We start from the raw sequence: 16749 nt of genomic DNA, 5'->3' as shown, positions 1-16749 counted from the left end.
TGCAGAGATAAAATCAATTGAACCCAAAAAAAGTAAAGTTAAAGAAGAAATAATAGATGCAGAGATAAAATCAATTAAACCCAAAAAAAGTAAAGTTAAAGAAGAAATAATAGATGCAGAGATAAAATCAATTAAACCCAAAAAAAGTAAAGTTAAAGAAGAAATAATAGATGCAGAGATAAAATCAATTAAACCCAAAAAAAGTGAAGTTATAGATGACATAAAAGACTTAGAAGTTAATTAGGATTATAAATAAGAAGTTAAATTAATTAATATTAGCTAACTTTTCAATTCAAAATTTAGGTATTTTGGACAAAAATTATTAGTAATTTTTAGTTTAAATATTAAGGTGTTTTATTTTATAAATTTTAGGTTAATTACAAATAGATATTTATTAATCTAAAGCTACTTCTATCGCCGCTACTAAGTTTTCATCCATTGGTTTAACCCCTGGTTTGAATCTTGCAATTACTTTACTATCTTTACCTATTAGAAACTTTTCGAAATTCCATTCAACGTCACCCTCAGGTTCTACTTTGTTAAGCGTTGTGTATGGTTCTGTGGTGTTACCTTTCGCATGAACTTTTTCATATATTTCAAACTTGACTCCATATTTAATGGTGCAAAAATCTTTTATTTCTGAAAGGGAGTCGGGTTCTTGTTTCCCGAAATCATTACAGGGGAAGGCAAGTATTCTTAGCCCTTTATTTGAATATAAATCATGTAGCTTTTGAAGTTCCTCATACTGAGCAGTATTACCACAATAACTAGCTACATTAACCACTAAAATTACTTCCCCTGAGTATTCACCAAGTTTTATAGATGATCCATCTGCTGAAATAACAATAGTATTTTGTACGTTAACTTGCATGTCTTAAGAAATTCACCCTTTGAAGATAACAATCTAAACCGTTTTTTGTGCCTAAAAATTCAATGGCTTTGGATTATTTCTTTTGTATGTTTTAATTTTTCATTGATTTAACCATTTATAATTAGTATTATTTATCATTTTAACTTGGACCCTTTAGACCCACTTACTGAAATCATCAACTCCGGTCAGGGTTTTTTACCTGCGATTGCTTTAGAAAGAATTATTTGGGCAATGATTGGAGTCTTTTTTTTAACAGCAATTTCGACATCAATAACTAATAGCATTAGAATTCAAAATTGGTTTGGGATAAAATCTTTATTTAGTTATTCTAAAGATAAAAAAATTAGAGATGATTCATCTAGCAAGCTTTCTGATAATGATAAATAATTTATAAATATGAAAGATTCGATGTTTTCTAAAAAAAGAATTTTAATACTTGGTAGTGGCGAGCTTGGTAAGGAACTAGTAATAGAATCCAAAAGATTAGGATTAGAAGTTATTGCAATTGATCGATATGAAAATGCACCTGCAATGCAAGTTGCTGATTATTCAAGTGTAATTGATATGGGGGATAAAAATATTTTAAAAAATGTTATAAAGGAATTTAATCCTGACTTTGTTGTCCCGGAAATAGAGGCACTTTCGATTGAAGCCTTAAAAGAATTAGAGGAGGAAGGTTTCAATATTGTCCCAAATGCCAGAACTGTTGAAATAACAATGAATAGAGATAAAATAAGAGACTTGGCTTCTAGAGATTTAAAAATAAAAACTGCAAAATTTGACTATATTTATAATTTTGATGATCTAGGGGGGAAAACAGATAAAATTGGGTTCCCACTTTTACTTAAACCTTTAATGAGCTCTTCAGGTAAGGGACAAACTTTGGTTGAATCAAAAAATGATTTAAATCATGCTTGGAGTCAGGCACAAGCAAATTCTAGAGGTAAAGTTAAAGGTGTAATTATTGAAGAATTTATTAATTTTGATTTTGAGTTTACTCTTCTAACTGTAAGAAAAGAGAGCGGTGAAAATATTTTTTGCTTACCAATTGGACATCTTCAATCTAATGGAGATTATCAATGCAGTTGGCAACCTTTGGACATTAATGAGTCCTTAATATGTGAAGCCAAGAAAATGACAAATAAAATTTTAAATAACTTAAATGGAGCTGGATTATACGGTGTAGAGTTTTTTGTAAAAGGTAATGAGGTTATATTTTCAGAGTTATCCCCCAGACCTCATGATACCGGTATGGTTACATTAGTTAGCCAAAACATTAATGAATTTGAATTACATTTAAGGGCTTTTTTAAATTTACCAATCCCTTATATAAGCCTAATAGAACCTTCTGCAACAAGAGTTATACTCGCAGATAAAGATTATATTAATCCTATTTATGAAGGTCTTAATAAAGCATTAGAAGTTGAAAAGACTAAAGTTCTTATATTTGGTAAGCCAGTTTCTAGAAAAGGTAGAAGAATGGGAGTTGTTCTCGCATCAAATAAAGACATTAATTTAGCCAGAGAAAATGCTGATAAAGCTCGTCGTAGAATAAAAGTTAGATCAAATTAAAAAAAATATTAAATAAATATAACGAAAAAAATACTTATTTCCTTTGTTTTTGTTCTGCCTTTCTGTGATTAATATTTGTGTATGTTCTCTTGTTCAAAATGATAGAAAATTATAAAGGTTGGGATATAACTTTGAATTGGGATAAAAAAAATGACCTCCTAGAGGGAAGTAGTAAAAGTTTGTTTTTTAATCAAAAAGAAAAATGGATGGGAGTGCACTTAAATGGTGAAAAAATATATGGTTCCTCACTCAAAGAAATTAGGCATATTATTGATTATCCTGTTTTGCATAAAAAGCAGGTTAAAGGTTTTTTTTAATTATCCTGATCATTATCATTATATTCAATTAGTTCCTTAGCAATTTTATTTAAATCTCCCTTAATTGAGATCCAGGTAAAAGAAACTATAAAAATCAAAGCAGTTATTGCAATAGTGATTTTTTCAATTGGAGACAATCCAAGTGCAATAGCAAACATTTGAAACTAAATACTAATATTTTATTATATTGAATTTTTTAAAATAGTTTAAATCAAATTTTTTTTTGCAATGATATTTAATTATTCAGGAAAACAAGAATTAATTTACTTATTTTTTTGTTTCTGATTTCAAATTTATTCACTAAAATTAAATTATGGAAAAAAAAAAGTGTCCCCAATGTAAAAATTTAATTTTAATAACTTCTCCAACATGCTTACATTGTGGAAGGCCTAATAAATTTATAACTAAGGAATACGTCAATAAAAAGTGGAATAAAGATTATAACGAAAATATATTTAATGATATTTTTATTAATAAATATCTTGTATTTATTTTAATACTTATAATTACAATCTCTATTATAATATTTAATTAAATATAATCAAATAATCACTTTAATATCGCATCTAATACTTCCATAGTATTTGTTGATAGTTTATTTTTTTTGATCTTTTTTATGGTTTCAATCATGTTACTTTTATAAGGCTCTGAATAATAGTTGTATCTACTAAATACTTTCACAAAACGAGAAATAACGATTGGATTTAATTTATCGAATTCAATTATCTTTTTCGCAATATATTTATAACCAGAGCCATCTATTGCATGAAAAGTACTATTTCTTGTTACGAATGTGTTTAATATGGCTCTTAATGTATTTGGTGATTTTGAATCAAAAAACTTGTTTTCAAATAATTTTTCAAGACTACTTGCTTTTTCATCATTTTCTATAGATGCAATAAATGAGAACCAACTATCCAATACTACACTATTATTTTTCCATTTATTTAAGAATATATTTGAGATAATTTGTCGCTCAGGACAATTAATCCTACTAAAAGAATTCAATGCAGCTTTTGCTAGTGTCATCGAATTACTATTGACGTAATTAATTATTTTGCTTTTAATTTCCTTGTCATTACTATGTAATAATAGTTTCCAAATAATTTCGATTAGTTTTCTTTCATGTTTTCCTTCTGGCCATGCTTTATATAGATTTTTATCTATTTCTTGGAGCTTAAATAATAATTCTTTTTTTAATTTCGTACCGAATAAATAATTTAATTCGTCAATAGTTTTGTATATTTTTAAAGGGTCTATATTTTCCATCTCTGATTCAATTTCGGCAAAGGTAGGAATACTTAGTAATTCTGATAAAAGAGATAAATTAATATCTCTATTTTTTATAAATGATATTAAGGCGCTTATTAATTTGTTTTCAATTTGATAATCTGGTTTTTTATCTAATCTGCATGAAATGATAGTTTTATAAAATCCTTTTACAGTATTAGATAGAGTAAAGTAATCAGTTTCATATTTTAGGATTAAAAAATTTTCATCAAGAGTAATATCTGATTCCCACTCAACTGGTGATGAAAATTCACGAAAATAAGTGACTAAGGGGATTTCGAAATGGGATTCTATATTATTAATAATAAATTCTTGTATTTTTGCTTTTAGGATGACTGTTTTTTTAATTGTCTTTTTTTCACCAAGAAATATAGCTAAATTTATAGGAATTATTAAAGGTAAATCATTATATGGGTTCTTTTTTATTGGATTACTTTGAGAGGCTTGAATTGTAAGTTTTTTGTTTTTTTTATCCCAGATTCTCTTGAATTTAACTTTTGGGGTTCCATTTTGCTTGTACCAGACTTTAAATTCTTTAGGATCTATTTCCTTATTGTTTTCTAGTATTTTATCGATAAATTGGTCTATTGTTGCTGCTTTACCATCATAAGTTGATATGTAATTACTAAATCCTTTATAGAAATCTTTATCTTTTACAAGGTTGCTGAGCATTCTAATTATTTCTGAACCTTTTTCATATATTGTGGTCGTATAGAAATTGTCTATTTCTTTATATTTTTCTGGGATTACAGGATGTGATGTTGGACCAGAGTCTTCCCTAAATTGATTCTTCCTAAGAAATTTTGAATCTTCAAGTCTCTTTATTTCATAATCATGAAAGTCTGCAGTGAATTGTTGATCTCTAAATACTGTTAAACCCTCTTTTAGAGATAATTGAAACCAATCCCTACATGTAACTCTATTCCCAGTCCAATTATGGAAGTATTCATGAGCTATAACCCCTTCTATTCTTTCTAATTCTTCATCAGTTGTTGTTTCAGAATCAGCCAGTATTAGTTTTGAATTGAAAATATTGAGACTTTTATTTTCCATGGCACCCATATTAAAGTGCCTTACTGCAACTATATTGAATAATGATAAATCGTATTCAAGGTTATATTTCTCCTCGTCCCATTTCATTGATTTCTTTAAGGAACTTATTGCATGTTTAACATATTTTTCATCGCCATCCTCAACATAAATATTTATTTTAACTTTCTTATTCGATTTTGTTATGAAATAATCTTTTACACAATTAAGTTTCCCTGCCACCAATGCAAATAGATATGAGGGTTTCGGATATGGGTCTTCCCAAATTATTTCATGTCGATTATTTGTAAGGTTTTTTTCTTTTACGACGTTACCATTTGAGAGTAAGACAGGATAATCATTCTTGTCTGCCTCAATCCTAACTGTGTATTTGCTTAAAATGTCGGGTCTATCAGAGTGGTAACTTATCCTTCTAAATCCCTCTGCCTCGCATTGCGTAGTTATAATCCCATTGCTCTCATACATTCCTAAAAGGGATGAATTTTCCTTTGGTTTAATTATTCCTTCTATTCTTAATGAAAAATTATCTTTATTTATATTTTTAATTTCTAAGTTATTTTTTTGCTGTATATAATATTCCTCCTCTAAAAGAGGAGAGTCATCTAGGTATATTTTTTTAATTAATATATCTGTACCATCAAGAATAAGATTTTTGGTATTCTTATTCTTTTTTTTCAATCTAAGTTTCGTTTTAACATTAACTTCATTTTTCTTGATTACGAAGTCCAAAAAAATTTCAGGTATTTCATAATCAAATACTTTATAATCTTCAAGTTTTACATAGCTTGAAATTTTTTTTTCATTTTTAGTATTGTTCATCTTTAATATAGATTTAAGAAATTGAATGCTCCTGGATAATTATCTTTAAATTATAAGTTTGACTTATTATCTTCTGATTTACAAAAATGTGTTTTTATCTCTCCAGAAGGAAGTAGTTCATTTAAGGATGGATTTTTCATATTAGGAAGACCATCTTTATTTAATTGGTATCGCCAGTCCCATTTTCTGTCTGTAAATGAAATGTAATCTTTTCTTAGGGAGTATGGAAGCATAAGATTTTTTTTATTCCAATTAATATTAATAAACGCGCCTGGCTTTAACTCAGATATCTTTTTTATTATTGAAAAGTCACCATTAATATTATTTCTCATAACTAGATCAAGTTTTGCATTGTCACAAAAATAACTAGTATTTAGAACTAATAAAAGTATTGAGGTAAAGAATAAAGAATGAATTTTTATAGGCTCCTTTTATAATGAATACACTTCGATTCAAAATGAGAAAATTGGAACATTTTCAGATAAATTTAAATCATAATGGATTGCATACTCTTTAAATCTATAAGATTACAATTTAATTCTTTTTTATATTCCTGAACTGAAATAAAGTTATTTAAGAAACCTGAGTATTTTGCATCTCCTCCAACGGTACTTGAAAGTATAAATTTTGGGTTGAATTTGTGTATTAATTTAGGGATTACATCAGCACCTTTTACAAAAGAGCCTACTAGTGGCAATTCTAAATTTTTTGTAGGAGTTATTACAGCATCAAGATTTTGTTTTTCTAAATTTTCATCAAGATATCCATGGGGTTCTATATAAAAACTATTATTGAAATCATCTCTTATGATATATCCGTTTTCTCTCTGTGGAACTGGAGCTCCAGCAGTAGCTTCAAAACTTATATTACACAAATGAGTTTTTTGAGCTGGCTTAAGAATATTAATTGAGGTAAAACCTATTTTTTCTAATATTTCATTAGCACTTTTAGGGCATATTATGGGAATATCTTTTTTAAACGTTTCTAAAGTTTGTATATGACAGTGGTCAGGTAATCCTTGAGTTAATAAAATGATATCTACTTGCTCTTTTATTGAAATTTCTTTTTCTAATGATCCTTTGAAAAACCATTCTCCTGGAGGAAATACTAAATCACCTTTGAGCCACGGATCAATAATTATATTATTTTCTTTTAATTTTATAAACCAACCATTTGATCCAAGGTAGGTAGCTTCAAAAGTCATTAACTAATTGATATTTTATTAGACTATAAAATAATTTTGACTTTATCGAGAAGGTACTAACTTAGATTAGTTTGCTTCATTTAAAATTTGAAATGACTTTCTTTTCAGATTAAATATTAAAACTTGATTTTCTTTATAACTAATTTTAAAATCATCTTTTTCTAGCATTTTTATGGGTATTAGGGCTGATCCTCCTGTTCCTGAAAATATGATTGGCATGGTGTTATTTTTCGTGCCATTCATTTTTTGTAAATCTATTGCTTGAGAAACTATTTTTCTAGCCTTATCAAATCCGTAATCTTCTATTAATTTAGACCATAAAAAGTTAACTGATTCATATTTTGAAAACTCAATTTGTATTGTTTTCATTAAAAAAATGTAAATATTAAGGATTTACTAGTAACGATTTAAACTTAATTACTATTTTTAAACCTATCCATAACTAGTTGCAACATATCAACTACATCTCCATCAGTTAAATCTAAATCCTTCTTTAAATCATTGCAGGTTAAATTCATTTCGAGTGCTGCCTCAGCCATATGATTAACTTTCTGGTTATCGCCACCTAATGAAATAAATGGATTGAAGTTTTCTATCATCAAATATTTTGTGTTACCACTTATTTCTAGCTAATAAATTATGAATTATCATTTATTGATACAGAAGCTTATAAATATGTTATTTATTTTTTATAAATTATTTATTTTTTAAACTAGAGATGTTGATACACCTTTTGCTATGAGTGCAAATCTTCTCGCCCTAACAAGTAACGGAAATAGTACGTTTGTTCGTTTAGTTGATTTGAATACTCTGGAAAGTAAGAAAAGTAAACTACTGGAAGGGTTTTTTATCTGTTTGCAAATAGTATTTATTGCTTCTGCTCCATGAAAGATATCTTCATCTTTCAGGAGAATAGCACCTTTATCTATGTCAAAACCTTTTTCTAATAGAGATTTGATTAGGGTTGAATTCTTACGACCATCAAGAATTTTAATATTATTTATCTTGCTTTTGATTTCCAAGAGCTCTGCAAAATGATTGCAAAATGGACATTCTCCATCATAAATAAAGGTATAGTTAGAAGTCATTAGGGAACATTAGTGTTAATTGTCTTAAAATATGCAAACAAAAGTTATGATATATCCCTTGATAATAAAATAAAAAATAAAGAATTTGTGTGTTGGTAATAAAGGATTTAGCTAAATATTTTCATAATTACGAAGAAATGTCTCAATATAGGTATATTTTCCTCAAATATTCTGTATGCTTAACTCCAAGATATTTGTTTTTTAAATCATGAATTTATTAGCTTCCTTTTCTTTAGGTGGTTTCAATCCTTATGCAGCTGCTGTTGGGGTCCTCTCTTTAGTACTTTTTGCTCTAGTTGGTTTGGTTGCAGGCCCTAACCTAAGCAAGTTCGATAAAGACGCATAAATCAATAAATCTTTTTGATTTAAACTAAAAGACTCATTAGAGTCTTTTTTTTATGCGGTTTTTATAATTTATTTCTAGAATAATATTTAATTTAAATTGCTGAAGAGATGCTGTTAAACCCTTTTTATCCATTGACTTTTGTGAAAATTACTTCACTAAAAGCAACCATTGTTTTTTTGTTAATTCTTTTAATTAAATCAAACTTACTTCGATTGAAAGGGGGAATAATAGGAGGACTTTTTGCTTTGATACTCATATCAGGTATATTGGCCTCTAGTACTTTAGCTTTAGGGTCTTTAGTTTATGCATATAAATTAAAGAGGAAATCTAGTCCTGTTGATAATCAAATACAGGATTTAGAGACTGTTAATGTTTAAGATTTTTAAGGTATTTTATTAAAATTAGATTAATTAAAAAGGTGTCCCCGGGACAAAATGCAACACTAAAAATCCAAAACCTGCAGCAAAAACTATAGATACTGCAATTATGAGAAGGCCAGATGCCATTCCCCCTTCGTTAAATGCCATTTGATTAATTAATTTTGAATTAATGCTAAATCATTTTTATTTTTAACTATTAGTGATAATTACTCAAATTATCCAAATTTGTTATTTATGGTGAACAAAAGTAAAAAGATAGAAGTCAATGAGATAATAAAACCAAATATTATTAATGGTTTAGACTTAACCTTTTCTTCTTCTTTGGGACTGATTTTAGAAGAAGATAGATTTCTATCTTTGTTTTTGTAGATAAGATTGGGAAATGGTTTAATCACAATAAAGATTAGATTTAAGAGTTTACCCTAATGTTTTGAACAAATCCTTATGGTAATCAACAACATTTTGACAACTTATTACAGGTGTAAATTCCATATGAATGCCGAATTTAGCTCTCCATGGCGCAAAATGTTCAAAAATTTCTTTATCACTATGAGCCTTACATAAACAAACTACTCTCCCTTCTCCTGGTGCATGCACTCTAAATAACATCTCAAATTTGTCTGTTTTATCTGATTTTGCCATTTCACCGTTTTCCCAGGCTTCCACAAATAATTGATAAGCTTTTACTTGATTTTCGATGTCAGGAAATTGACAGTCAGCAAGAAATAATTGCATCTGATTATTTTTTAAAAATTTAATCTATTATCCTTCAAAAACTTATTTATTTATTAGACTGTTTTTATTTGAAGATCAGAAAAATATTATTTTTCCTAAATAACTAAATAAAATGAGAAGATAGAGTCTCTAAAAATTTTCCAATATCTTTTTTATATAAACTATCTGTAATTTTTAAAGAGAATGATTCATAATCGTTTCTTTCTTTTCGTTCAGTATCAAAATTAATATTTCTCTGTAATGAAATATCCTTCATTATAAATATTGATCACTATTTAAAATTTAGACAAATTTAAGTAAAAGGCAAATTTCTTTACATTATGTTTTTAAAAGTTAAATACCTAATGCAATGAGAAAAAAAGTAATTTTATTCAATTTAAGAGTTAATTGACTTTCCTAGAATATACAAGAATGCATTCGTTAGAGAAAGAATTACTGTTAAAAGAGATGCAATAACGGGTAATAAATTGAACCATAACTGCGATGTCGACATTTTTGAATCAATAGGCAGAAATTTAGTTCTTTTTTTAATTCTTATTTGCAGCCAGAATATAGATAATGGATAAATAATTCTTGAAAAAGTAATTAAAAAAGAAGGTAAAATACCTTTGTTTGAATAAAGAATAAATCCTGAAAAAAAGTATATAGCCCAAACTAGCATTCTTTGAATCAATATTATCCCATTACTTTTTCTGTTCATTATCAATTAACTAATTAATTTTTATAATTTTAATCATTTTATATCTTTCAAAAACAATATTATTTATGGTAACTTTTTCTTTACGAATAATTTTCCATTCGTTTTTTATAAATAATTCATAACTTATCAAGCTTGCTTCAGTTAAAAGAGAATCTAAACCTTCTTTCTTGGCTTCATCTTCTAATTTATGAAGTAACTTAGAACCAAAACCTTTTCTCTGGGATTTACCTTTACAATAAAATAAAGCAATTCTATTTTTTGGATACCTTGTAGCAAAAGCAAGAATTATTCCTTTATCACTTAAAAGCCATCCTTTGCCCTGAGTTATTGACTTTTCAAAATTTGGATTATCCCAAGCTTGGCTAGACCAAGCTCTTTTTTGCTCTTTGCTATATATTTCTTCATTTAATGATTGAATTGAATCAAAATAAACCTTCTTTAATTCAAGTTGATCTTTAATGGTAATTTGTCTTAAATTCATAAACAAATCTATTATTTAATATGCATAGTAAAAATATAGTCGCAATAGGGGGAGGAGGGTTTGGACGTTCTTTAGGCTCTCTTGAAATTGAAAAATATATAATTTCATTAATTAGTAAAAAAAGACCAAAAATTTGCTTCATACCCACAGCATCTGGAGACAGTAGCTTGTATAAATTAAATTTTTATAGAGCATTTTCTAAATTAGGTTGCATAACAAGCCATATTGATTTTTTCTCAAGAACAGAAAACTTAGAGGAGATAGTTTTAAGTCAAGATATAATTTATGTTGGCGGTGGTAATACAAAAAGTATGTTGGCAGTATGGAAAGAATGGAATTTACATAATATTTTACAAATTGCTTATGAAAAAGGAATTGTAATGAGTGGTGTAAGTGCTGGAGCTATTTGTTGGTTTGATAAAGGTATATCGGATTCTTTTGCTAATGAATTGAACATAATAAATTGTCTTGGAATAATTAATGATATTGCTTGTCCTCATTTCGATGAAGAAAAAGAGAGGGAACCTTACGTTAATGATGTTATTAAAAGAGAAATTATTAAATCTTGTATTTGTATTGAAGGCAATTGTGCGTTGCATATCAAAAATAATTTTGAATATTCTTCAATAGATTTTGGTAATGGTAAGAAATGTTTTAGAGTCTCTAAGGAAAATAATAATTTAAAGAAAGAAATCCTTTAAAAAAATATTTATAAATATGTTTTAGATTTCTTCATTTTTTGAGATGGAAGTAAATTCAATCCCTTTGTACTTTACAAATGATGCAGTCCATATCTCTTTGGAAAGATTGCCAAGGTATTTTAAGAATTGTTGTGTATCCCCATCTCTTATCCATTCAGATTTAATAAATGGAAGTTCTTTCTGCATCCTTTTAGGATGCATATGAACCAATATTAACCCTTTATCTTCAGAGGATCTTTTTAATGCACCTTCATCACTCCTTTGAAAAACTCTAAGTAGAAGATTTAAAATAACCTCTTCTCCAAGTTTCTTGAAATTTTCTGGTTCATCTAAATTCTCTTTAATTTCTTTCCCTCCAAGAGGCATTGCTCTAACAAGGTTTTGCTCTATTAATGCTATTGCAATTAGATAATCTTGACTTGCCATATTCTTAAAAAATACATTTTTGATATTCTAACCTCTCAAGTTCATCAAAATCTTTTATAGTTAGATGATTTGCTAAAACAAGAAGAAATTAATTAACTTTTTCCTTTTAAACTTGTAACTTTGTTTTTTATAAATATTATTTAAGCATATTAAATATTTTAAATATGCGATCTTTAATCTTTCTATTTTCTGGGATATTTGCAGGTCTTTATTTATCCTGGCCTGGGATAGTAATTTCAAAGAACTGGAAATGTTTTAATGATATTATCGCAAAATCAAAAGAAGATAAAATCTCGCTAAAAGCAGTATTAGAGGTTTCTCCCAGTTATTTAATTAAGAGTAAAGATAAAAATATGCCCTCAAAAATAAGAATGATAGCAGATGCATGTTTCCGTTAGAATATTTAAGTATAAATTTTATGTATTAATTTATGATTGATAATTTAAGGTTTGAATTGTCATTTAAAAATATTTCTCAGCTAGAAAATAAACTTAATTTCTGCAAATTTAATAAAATAAAAAATATTAATATTCCTTGTAAGGGACCTATTAAGAAAGCATTATTTAATTCAACTATCAAATATATATCTAAGAACTTTAAAGAATTTAATGTAACTTATCACTATAGTCTTTATCATCAATATTCTAAAAACAAAGAAAAATCATATGATGATTTTTTAGATTTTTTAAAAAATTCTAATTCAAATAGAAATTATGAAATTCTTCTTGTTTCAGGCTCTAGTAAGAAAAAAAACTTTGATTCAATTAATGTTTTAAGTAATATAAAAAAAGAAAAGAATTTAAAAGTTAAATTAGGTATAGCTTATAATCCATACTTGAAGAAATATTATAATGTGTCTTCAGAAAGAGAAAGATTCGAGAGGAAAATTTCTTCGGGATTAATAAATTCAATTTGGTTTCAATATGGTACAGATATTAAAGTACTTCAGAATGAACTGATTTATCTTAAAAAATTGGCAAAATATGAAAAAATAAATCTATTTGGAAGTTTATTAATTCCTTCAAAACAATTTATAGCGAGGTTTAGATTTCGTCCTTGGAAAGGTGTTTATATATCAGAAAAGTGTTTGAATTCTTTAAATTGTTTTTACGATTTTACAATAGATCTAGTTGGTTTTTATAAAAATAATAATATTACGCCTGTAATTGAAACTGATTTTGCATCATCTGAAAAACTTAATTCTGTTTATAACTTCCTTGCAAATTAAAGATAATATCAACCAATTTAAGAATCATGAAAAATAATTTTTCATACGACTTATTAATAATAGGGGGGGGGATATCTGCATGTGTTTTCGCTTCAAAGTATCTTCAAAATAACATTACAAAAACAATTGCATTAATTGAGGTAGGTCGAAAACTTGGAGGAAGAGCAAGTACAAGAATAAGTAAAAGATTTAAAGGATGGAAACTAAACCATGGTGCTCCAAATTTTAATATAAGGAACAGTAAAGATAATCTTCTATTAAAAAATTACATTGATGAATTATTAGAAAATAAATTTATTAAAATTGACGATTCAGAATTAATTATTTTAGGGGATGAAACTAAATCAGAAATTATTAATCAATCTCAATTTTATAGCGGGGAGAGTTATCTTTCTTCATTTTCTATGAGTAAATTATCGCAAAAGATAATTGAATTGCATGATTTAAGTGGTAAGATTGATTATTTTTTTGAAACTTTAATAGTTGATTTGACGTTTAATAATAATGAATGGACTTTAACCTCTAAGAATGGAGATAAATTAAAATCTAAATATCTTATTTGTTCAACTAATTTATTACTTCATAAAAGGTCTCTGGAACTATTGAACATAAATCAAATTCCATTAAGAAAAGCTATTCCTAAAAATAAAGATAAAAAGATTGATTTGCTTTTGACTTTTTTAGATAAGCAATCATTTATTAGTAGGTTAACTTTTTTAATTTATACAAATGCAAATTATGGTTATAAAGATTTTTATTCTAAAAAATATAGGTATTTTTATTTAAATAAAAGTCTGGAGAATAAATATAAATTTGAACGTGTTATTTTTCAGTTACAAGATAATGACAAATTAGGAATTGTAGTACATACAAAAAATATAGATTTTATTAATTCTTATATAAATGCAAAAGATGAAGATTTTTTTAAACAAATAATATTTTCAAATTTCAATAAATTGTTTAGTAATAATACATCAGTAAATCAATTAACTTTTAATGAGGAAATCTCTATTATGAAGTGGAGAGCTTCACAACCTTCTGGATGCACCGTACCATTATCTTTACAATTTATTAAAAAATATAGAATTGGATTTTGCGGGGATTGGTTTGAAGGAGAAGGTTTTGGCAGGATGGAAGGCTCAATTTTAAGTGCTTTATTATTAGAGGGAAAATTTAAAACTCATTGAAATAACTTTTTAAGTAATTGATCTATATTAGTGTTTTTTGAGATATTTAATTCATTTGCTTTATTTTTAAAATTTTTATTTTTCAATTTCTCATGATAAATATCCCATGATTTTAAGAAATCTTTCTCAGCTTGTTCTTTTGCCTTCCCCCTTTCTTTTATATCTCTTTTAACAACTCTTTTCATACACTCATTTTTATTGATTTTTAATTCTAAAAAATAATAATTTTGATTACATAATGTACTTGAGAATTCTTTAGCAAAAATACCTTCAACTATTAAAAAATTTATATTATTTGTTTCGTTTAAGTAATTATTTACTTTTTTTTTTTCGAAATCATAAAAACGCTCATTAATTGAAATGCCATTCTTAAGAATATAATTAAAATCTTTTTTAAATAGTTTGTAGTTAAAACTAATGCTTCTGTCGAAATAACCTTCTATGAATTTTGATAGTAATTTACTTTGTAGACCTGTTTTATAGTAATTGTCAGTACGTAATACAGTACCATTTTTAATTTTTACAATTATTTGATTTGATAAGGTTGTTTTCCCGCTTCCGGAAGGACCACTTACAAATATAAGCTTCATTTTCTATGCTTTGCTTTTTATTAAGACTCTAATTTTACTAATAGTAAATATTTTTAATTTAAGAAAGTACATTTTTCTTCTTTTATCAAAAATCTAATAGTAATTTTAAAAGGTTGCAGTTGTTTATGAGCTTGCATAAATATAAAATATGTGTCTTTATATAAATGTAAATAAATTAATTTCATTCAATTAACTATAGTTTTGTTATTAATTTCCTTCGGAATTTGATAATATTAAATGAAGTCTTAATTTTAATACCTATATATTGCAATGATTTCTGAATTTCTAAGTAAACTAAAATCTATCTTATTTAAAAGTAAAGTATCAACTGAAACTGCCTTAAAGAAAGAAAAAAAATTAACCAAGTCTACAAAAACAAAAGCAAAAACATCTAATGCAAAGAAAAATATTGAAAACTTAACTACTCTTCCAGGGGTTGGAGCTAAAAGTGCTAAGGCTTTGTATGCAGCTGGATTTAAAACAACAAAGGATGTAATTGCCGCAGATGAAAAAGATCTTCTTGCTGTATCAGGTGTTGGAATAAATCTAATTAAAAAGCTTAAAAAGCTAAAATAATAATATTTTTGAATCTATAAGTAATCTTAAAAATAAAAAATTGTTATAAATTTATTTTTTAATTGGGAAAAATTATCTTCTTCTTGCTTTTCTTCTTTGTTGGAGCTTTCTTTTATATTTTTCAATAGGAGTTTCATGATGCCTAAGTCTTTTTAAATCTGCAAAGATTCCCGATTTAGATACTTGTCTTTTAAATCTTCTAAGGGCAGATTCAATTCCCTCATTCTCTCCTACTGTAACTTGTGTCAAAATTTTCTAAATAAATTATATTCTAACATTCTATCAGAGTTGTTACTTATTTAAAACCATAACTAAAGGGTTTTGAGGTTATTTAGGTTATTTTTTTGCCCACTCCACAAATCCTTTTTTATTACTCTTTATCTCTTCTAAGGATTCAAAATAAAACTTTTTCCAATTATTTCTAGGAAGTCCAAGAAATAGCATGAGATTTAATGGGTATTTATTGCTATCAGAACAATTTCTAAAATCATCCCTAAATAAAAAGATTTTCTTTCTCATAGCAATTGCAATACCTAATTCAATCATTACACCTTCATCTGGAGGTGTTCCATTAACAATCGCAAAAATGCAATCACATTTTTTTAAATCATTGAAATTATTTATTGCTAGGTCATACGCCCAGTCACCCTCTTTTTGCATTATGTTTTTCGTCCTCTCAAAAGGTTCATAAACTTCTATATTTAAATCATTGAAAATATTAATAAATTCATATAAGAGTTTATTAGTTTGTTTTGAAAATCCATATGGATTTGCTAGATATAATTTCTTTTTCAACTTAAACCTCTTTTTTTGATGTAGTTGTTTCGGTCACTGTGAAAATTTGAGGCATTTTCCCATGGGAATATTATCCATTCCTTTTCATTTGATATATGTACAGTATTCCACCATGTAGGTTTGATTTTACTAAATAATACAAAAAACATTGCCCCCTCAATATCTTTGAAGTTGTTTAAAGTAATACCAGTTTCATATACATCATCAACTATTAGAGAATTTTTTATTGGTTCTGAAATTAAATTTATTTTTAATTTATGACTTAGTGCTACAGCAAGACATAAACCACCACGAGGAATTCCATACACTCCAGAAAATTCTAAAAGATTACATTTATTAGCTATGTGTTTTACGCTATTGTCAAAATCGTTCCAGGTAAAATAACTAATCATC

Annotated in this window: 27 protein-coding genes and 1 pseudogene; 11 read left to right on the top strand and 17 right to left on the bottom strand. The window is 26.8% G+C overall.

Going from position 1 to position 16749, the window contains the following annotated elements:
* Positions 1 to 244: pseudogene (locus tag HA146_RS05310) on the top strand (cell surface protein); the annotation flags it as partial.
* Between the two features lie 150 nt (positions 245 to 394).
* Here HA146_RS05310 and HA146_RS05305 read toward each other — a convergent pair.
* Positions 395 to 871, bottom strand: coding sequence for a glutathione peroxidase (locus HA146_RS05305; RefSeq protein WP_209108542.1), 477 nt, complete (start codon positions 869 to 871; stop codon positions 395 to 397).
* Between the two features lie 144 nt (positions 872 to 1015).
* On the opposite strand from HA146_RS05305, the gene HA146_RS05300 reads away from it, so the two are divergent.
* From HA146_RS05300 to HA146_RS05290, 3 genes are all read left to right on the top strand, one after another.
* Positions 1016 to 1258, top strand: a complete 243-nt coding sequence (locus HA146_RS05300) for a lectin subunit alpha (RefSeq protein ID WP_209108541.1) — start codon at positions 1016 to 1018, stop codon at positions 1256 to 1258.
* Between the two features lie 9 nt (positions 1259 to 1267).
* The gene (purT, locus tag HA146_RS05295; RefSeq protein WP_209108540.1) at positions 1268 to 2443 is read left to right on the top strand and encodes a formate-dependent phosphoribosylglycinamide formyltransferase; all 1176 of its coding nucleotides are present in this window, start codon (positions 1268 to 1270) and stop codon (positions 2441 to 2443) included.
* A gap of 98 nt (positions 2444 to 2541) precedes the next feature.
* Positions 2542 to 2760: a hypothetical protein gene (locus HA146_RS05290; RefSeq protein ID WP_209108539.1), complete on the top strand. Its 219-nt coding sequence runs from the start codon at positions 2542 to 2544 to the stop codon at positions 2758 to 2760.
* Here the strand turns inward: HA146_RS05290 and HA146_RS05285 are convergent.
* From HA146_RS05285 to HA146_RS05255, 7 genes are all read right to left on the bottom strand, one after another.
* Positions 2757 to 2918, bottom strand: coding sequence for a photosystem II reaction centre N prot (locus HA146_RS05285; RefSeq protein WP_209108538.1), 162 nt, complete (start codon positions 2916 to 2918; stop codon positions 2757 to 2759). The two genes, HA146_RS05290 and HA146_RS05285, sit on opposite strands and share 4 nt — an antisense overlap.
* Positions 2919 to 3309: 391 nt before the next feature.
* Positions 3310 to 5919, bottom strand: coding sequence for an aminopeptidase N (gene pepN, locus HA146_RS05280; protein ID WP_209108537.1), 2610 nt, complete (start codon positions 5917 to 5919; stop codon positions 3310 to 3312).
* Between the two features lie 50 nt (positions 5920 to 5969).
* Positions 5970 to 6251: a hypothetical protein gene (locus tag HA146_RS05275; protein WP_209108536.1), complete on the bottom strand. Its 282-nt coding sequence runs from the start codon at positions 6249 to 6251 to the stop codon at positions 5970 to 5972.
* A 155-nt stretch (positions 6252 to 6406) separates the two neighbouring features.
* Positions 6407 to 7123: an MBL fold metallo-hydrolase gene (locus tag HA146_RS05270; RefSeq protein WP_209108535.1), complete on the bottom strand. Its 717-nt coding sequence runs from the start codon at positions 7121 to 7123 to the stop codon at positions 6407 to 6409.
* Between the two features lie 66 nt (positions 7124 to 7189).
* Positions 7190 to 7492 (bottom strand): hypothetical protein, encoded by a 303-nt coding sequence (locus HA146_RS05265; RefSeq protein WP_209108534.1) that lies wholly within the window; start codon positions 7490 to 7492, stop codon positions 7190 to 7192.
* A 44-nt stretch (positions 7493 to 7536) separates the two neighbouring features.
* Complete coding sequence (locus tag HA146_RS05260; RefSeq protein WP_012007812.1) at positions 7537 to 7722, bottom strand: hypothetical protein; 186 nt, start codon at positions 7720 to 7722, stop codon at positions 7537 to 7539.
* Positions 7723 to 7830: 108 nt separating this feature from the next.
* On the bottom strand, positions 7831 to 8211 hold the full coding sequence (locus tag HA146_RS05255) for a DCC1-like thiol-disulfide oxidoreductase family protein (RefSeq protein WP_209108533.1): 381 nt from the start codon (positions 8209 to 8211) through the stop codon (positions 7831 to 7833).
* A gap of 208 nt (positions 8212 to 8419) precedes the next feature.
* Between HA146_RS05255 and HA146_RS05250 the strand changes: the two genes are divergently transcribed.
* Complete coding sequence (locus HA146_RS05250) at positions 8420 to 8557, top strand: hypothetical protein (protein ID WP_011376556.1); 138 nt, start codon at positions 8420 to 8422, stop codon at positions 8555 to 8557.
* 212 nt (positions 8558 to 8769) lie between these two features.
* Positions 8770 to 8934, top strand: a complete 165-nt coding sequence (locus HA146_RS09550) for a hypothetical protein (protein ID WP_245157437.1) — start codon at positions 8770 to 8772, stop codon at positions 8932 to 8934.
* A gap of 420 nt (positions 8935 to 9354) precedes the next feature.
* Here HA146_RS09550 and HA146_RS05240 read toward each other — a convergent pair whose 3' ends face one another.
* From HA146_RS05240 to HA146_RS05225, 4 genes are all read right to left on the bottom strand, one after another.
* Complete coding sequence (locus tag HA146_RS05240) at positions 9355 to 9672, bottom strand: DUF3303 domain-containing protein (RefSeq protein WP_209108531.1); 318 nt, start codon at positions 9670 to 9672, stop codon at positions 9355 to 9357.
* A 103-nt stretch (positions 9673 to 9775) separates the two neighbouring features.
* Entirely contained in the window at positions 9776 to 9928 is a 153-nt protein-coding gene (locus tag HA146_RS05235) for a hypothetical protein (protein ID WP_209108530.1), read from the bottom strand.
* Between the two features lie 120 nt (positions 9929 to 10048).
* On the bottom strand, positions 10049 to 10372 hold the full coding sequence (locus HA146_RS05230) for a hypothetical protein (RefSeq protein WP_209108529.1): 324 nt from the start codon (positions 10370 to 10372) through the stop codon (positions 10049 to 10051).
* Between the two features lie 10 nt (positions 10373 to 10382).
* Entirely contained in the window at positions 10383 to 10853 is a 471-nt protein-coding gene (locus tag HA146_RS05225) for a GNAT family N-acetyltransferase (protein ID WP_209108528.1), read from the bottom strand.
* 20 nt (positions 10854 to 10873) lie between these two features.
* Between HA146_RS05225 and HA146_RS05220 the strand changes: the two genes are divergently transcribed.
* The gene (locus HA146_RS05220; RefSeq protein WP_209108527.1) at positions 10874 to 11554 is read left to right on the top strand and encodes a peptidase E; all 681 of its coding nucleotides are present in this window, start codon (positions 10874 to 10876) and stop codon (positions 11552 to 11554) included.
* A gap of 21 nt (positions 11555 to 11575) precedes the next feature.
* Here the strand turns inward: HA146_RS05220 and HA146_RS05215 are convergent, their stop codons facing one another.
* On the bottom strand, positions 11576 to 11980 hold the full coding sequence (locus HA146_RS05215) for a hypothetical protein (protein WP_209108526.1): 405 nt from the start codon (positions 11978 to 11980) through the stop codon (positions 11576 to 11578).
* 164 nt (positions 11981 to 12144) lie between these two features.
* Between HA146_RS05215 and HA146_RS05210 the strand changes: the two genes are divergently transcribed.
* The 3 genes from HA146_RS05210 to HA146_RS05200 are packed head-to-tail and all read left to right on the top strand — an operon-like array spanning position 12145 to position 14395.
* A complete protein-coding gene (locus tag HA146_RS05210; protein ID WP_209108525.1) occupies positions 12145 to 12378 on the top strand; it encodes a hypothetical protein in 234 nt (77 codons plus the stop codon).
* A 32-nt stretch (positions 12379 to 12410) separates the two neighbouring features.
* Positions 12411 to 13208 carry a hypothetical protein gene (locus HA146_RS05205; RefSeq protein WP_209108524.1) on the top strand — a complete coding sequence of 266 codons (798 nt, stop codon included), beginning with the start codon at positions 12411 to 12413 and terminating at the stop codon, positions 13206 to 13208.
* A gap of 26 nt (positions 13209 to 13234) precedes the next feature.
* Positions 13235 to 14395, top strand: coding sequence for an NAD(P)-binding protein (locus tag HA146_RS05200; protein ID WP_209108523.1), 1161 nt, complete (start codon positions 13235 to 13237; stop codon positions 14393 to 14395).
* On the opposite strand, the gene HA146_RS05195 is transcribed toward HA146_RS05200, so the two are convergent.
* The gene (locus HA146_RS05195) at positions 14389 to 14985 is read right to left on the bottom strand and encodes a uridine kinase family protein (RefSeq protein ID WP_209108522.1); all 597 of its coding nucleotides are present in this window, start codon (positions 14983 to 14985) and stop codon (positions 14389 to 14391) included. The two genes, HA146_RS05200 and HA146_RS05195, sit on opposite strands and share 7 nt — an antisense overlap.
* A gap of 270 nt (positions 14986 to 15255) precedes the next feature.
* Between HA146_RS05195 and HA146_RS05190 the strand changes: the two genes are divergently transcribed.
* Entirely contained in the window at positions 15256 to 15561 is a 306-nt protein-coding gene (locus HA146_RS05190; RefSeq protein ID WP_209108521.1) for a helix-hairpin-helix domain-containing protein, read from the top strand.
* Between the two features lie 72 nt (positions 15562 to 15633).
* On the opposite strand, the gene rpsU is transcribed toward HA146_RS05190, so the two are convergent.
* The 3 genes from rpsU to HA146_RS05175 all read right to left on the bottom strand — a co-directional run bounded on the left by rpsU (position 15634) and on the right by HA146_RS05175 (position 16748).
* A complete protein-coding gene (rpsU, locus tag HA146_RS05185; protein WP_002806486.1) occupies positions 15634 to 15810 on the bottom strand; it encodes a 30S ribosomal protein S21 in 177 nt (58 codons plus the stop codon).
* 87 nt (positions 15811 to 15897) lie between these two features.
* The gene (locus tag HA146_RS05180) at positions 15898 to 16356 is read right to left on the bottom strand and encodes a nucleoside 2-deoxyribosyltransferase (protein ID WP_209108520.1); all 459 of its coding nucleotides are present in this window, start codon (positions 16354 to 16356) and stop codon (positions 15898 to 15900) included.
* Positions 16353 to 16748 carry a phosphoribosyltransferase gene (locus tag HA146_RS05175; protein WP_209108519.1) on the bottom strand — a complete coding sequence of 132 codons (396 nt, stop codon included), beginning with the start codon at positions 16746 to 16748 and terminating at the stop codon, positions 16353 to 16355. The genes HA146_RS05180 and HA146_RS05175 overlap by 4 nt, the downstream gene beginning before the upstream one ends.
* Position 16749 lies beyond the last annotated feature (1 nt).

It is taken from the genome of Prochlorococcus marinus CUG1416 (assembly GCF_017695965.1).
Lineage (GTDB): Bacteria > Cyanobacteriota > Cyanobacteriia > PCC-6307 > Cyanobiaceae > Prochlorococcus_A.
Note: the sequence above shows the minus strand (reverse complement) of the source record. Positions and strands in the feature narration are given on the sequence as shown.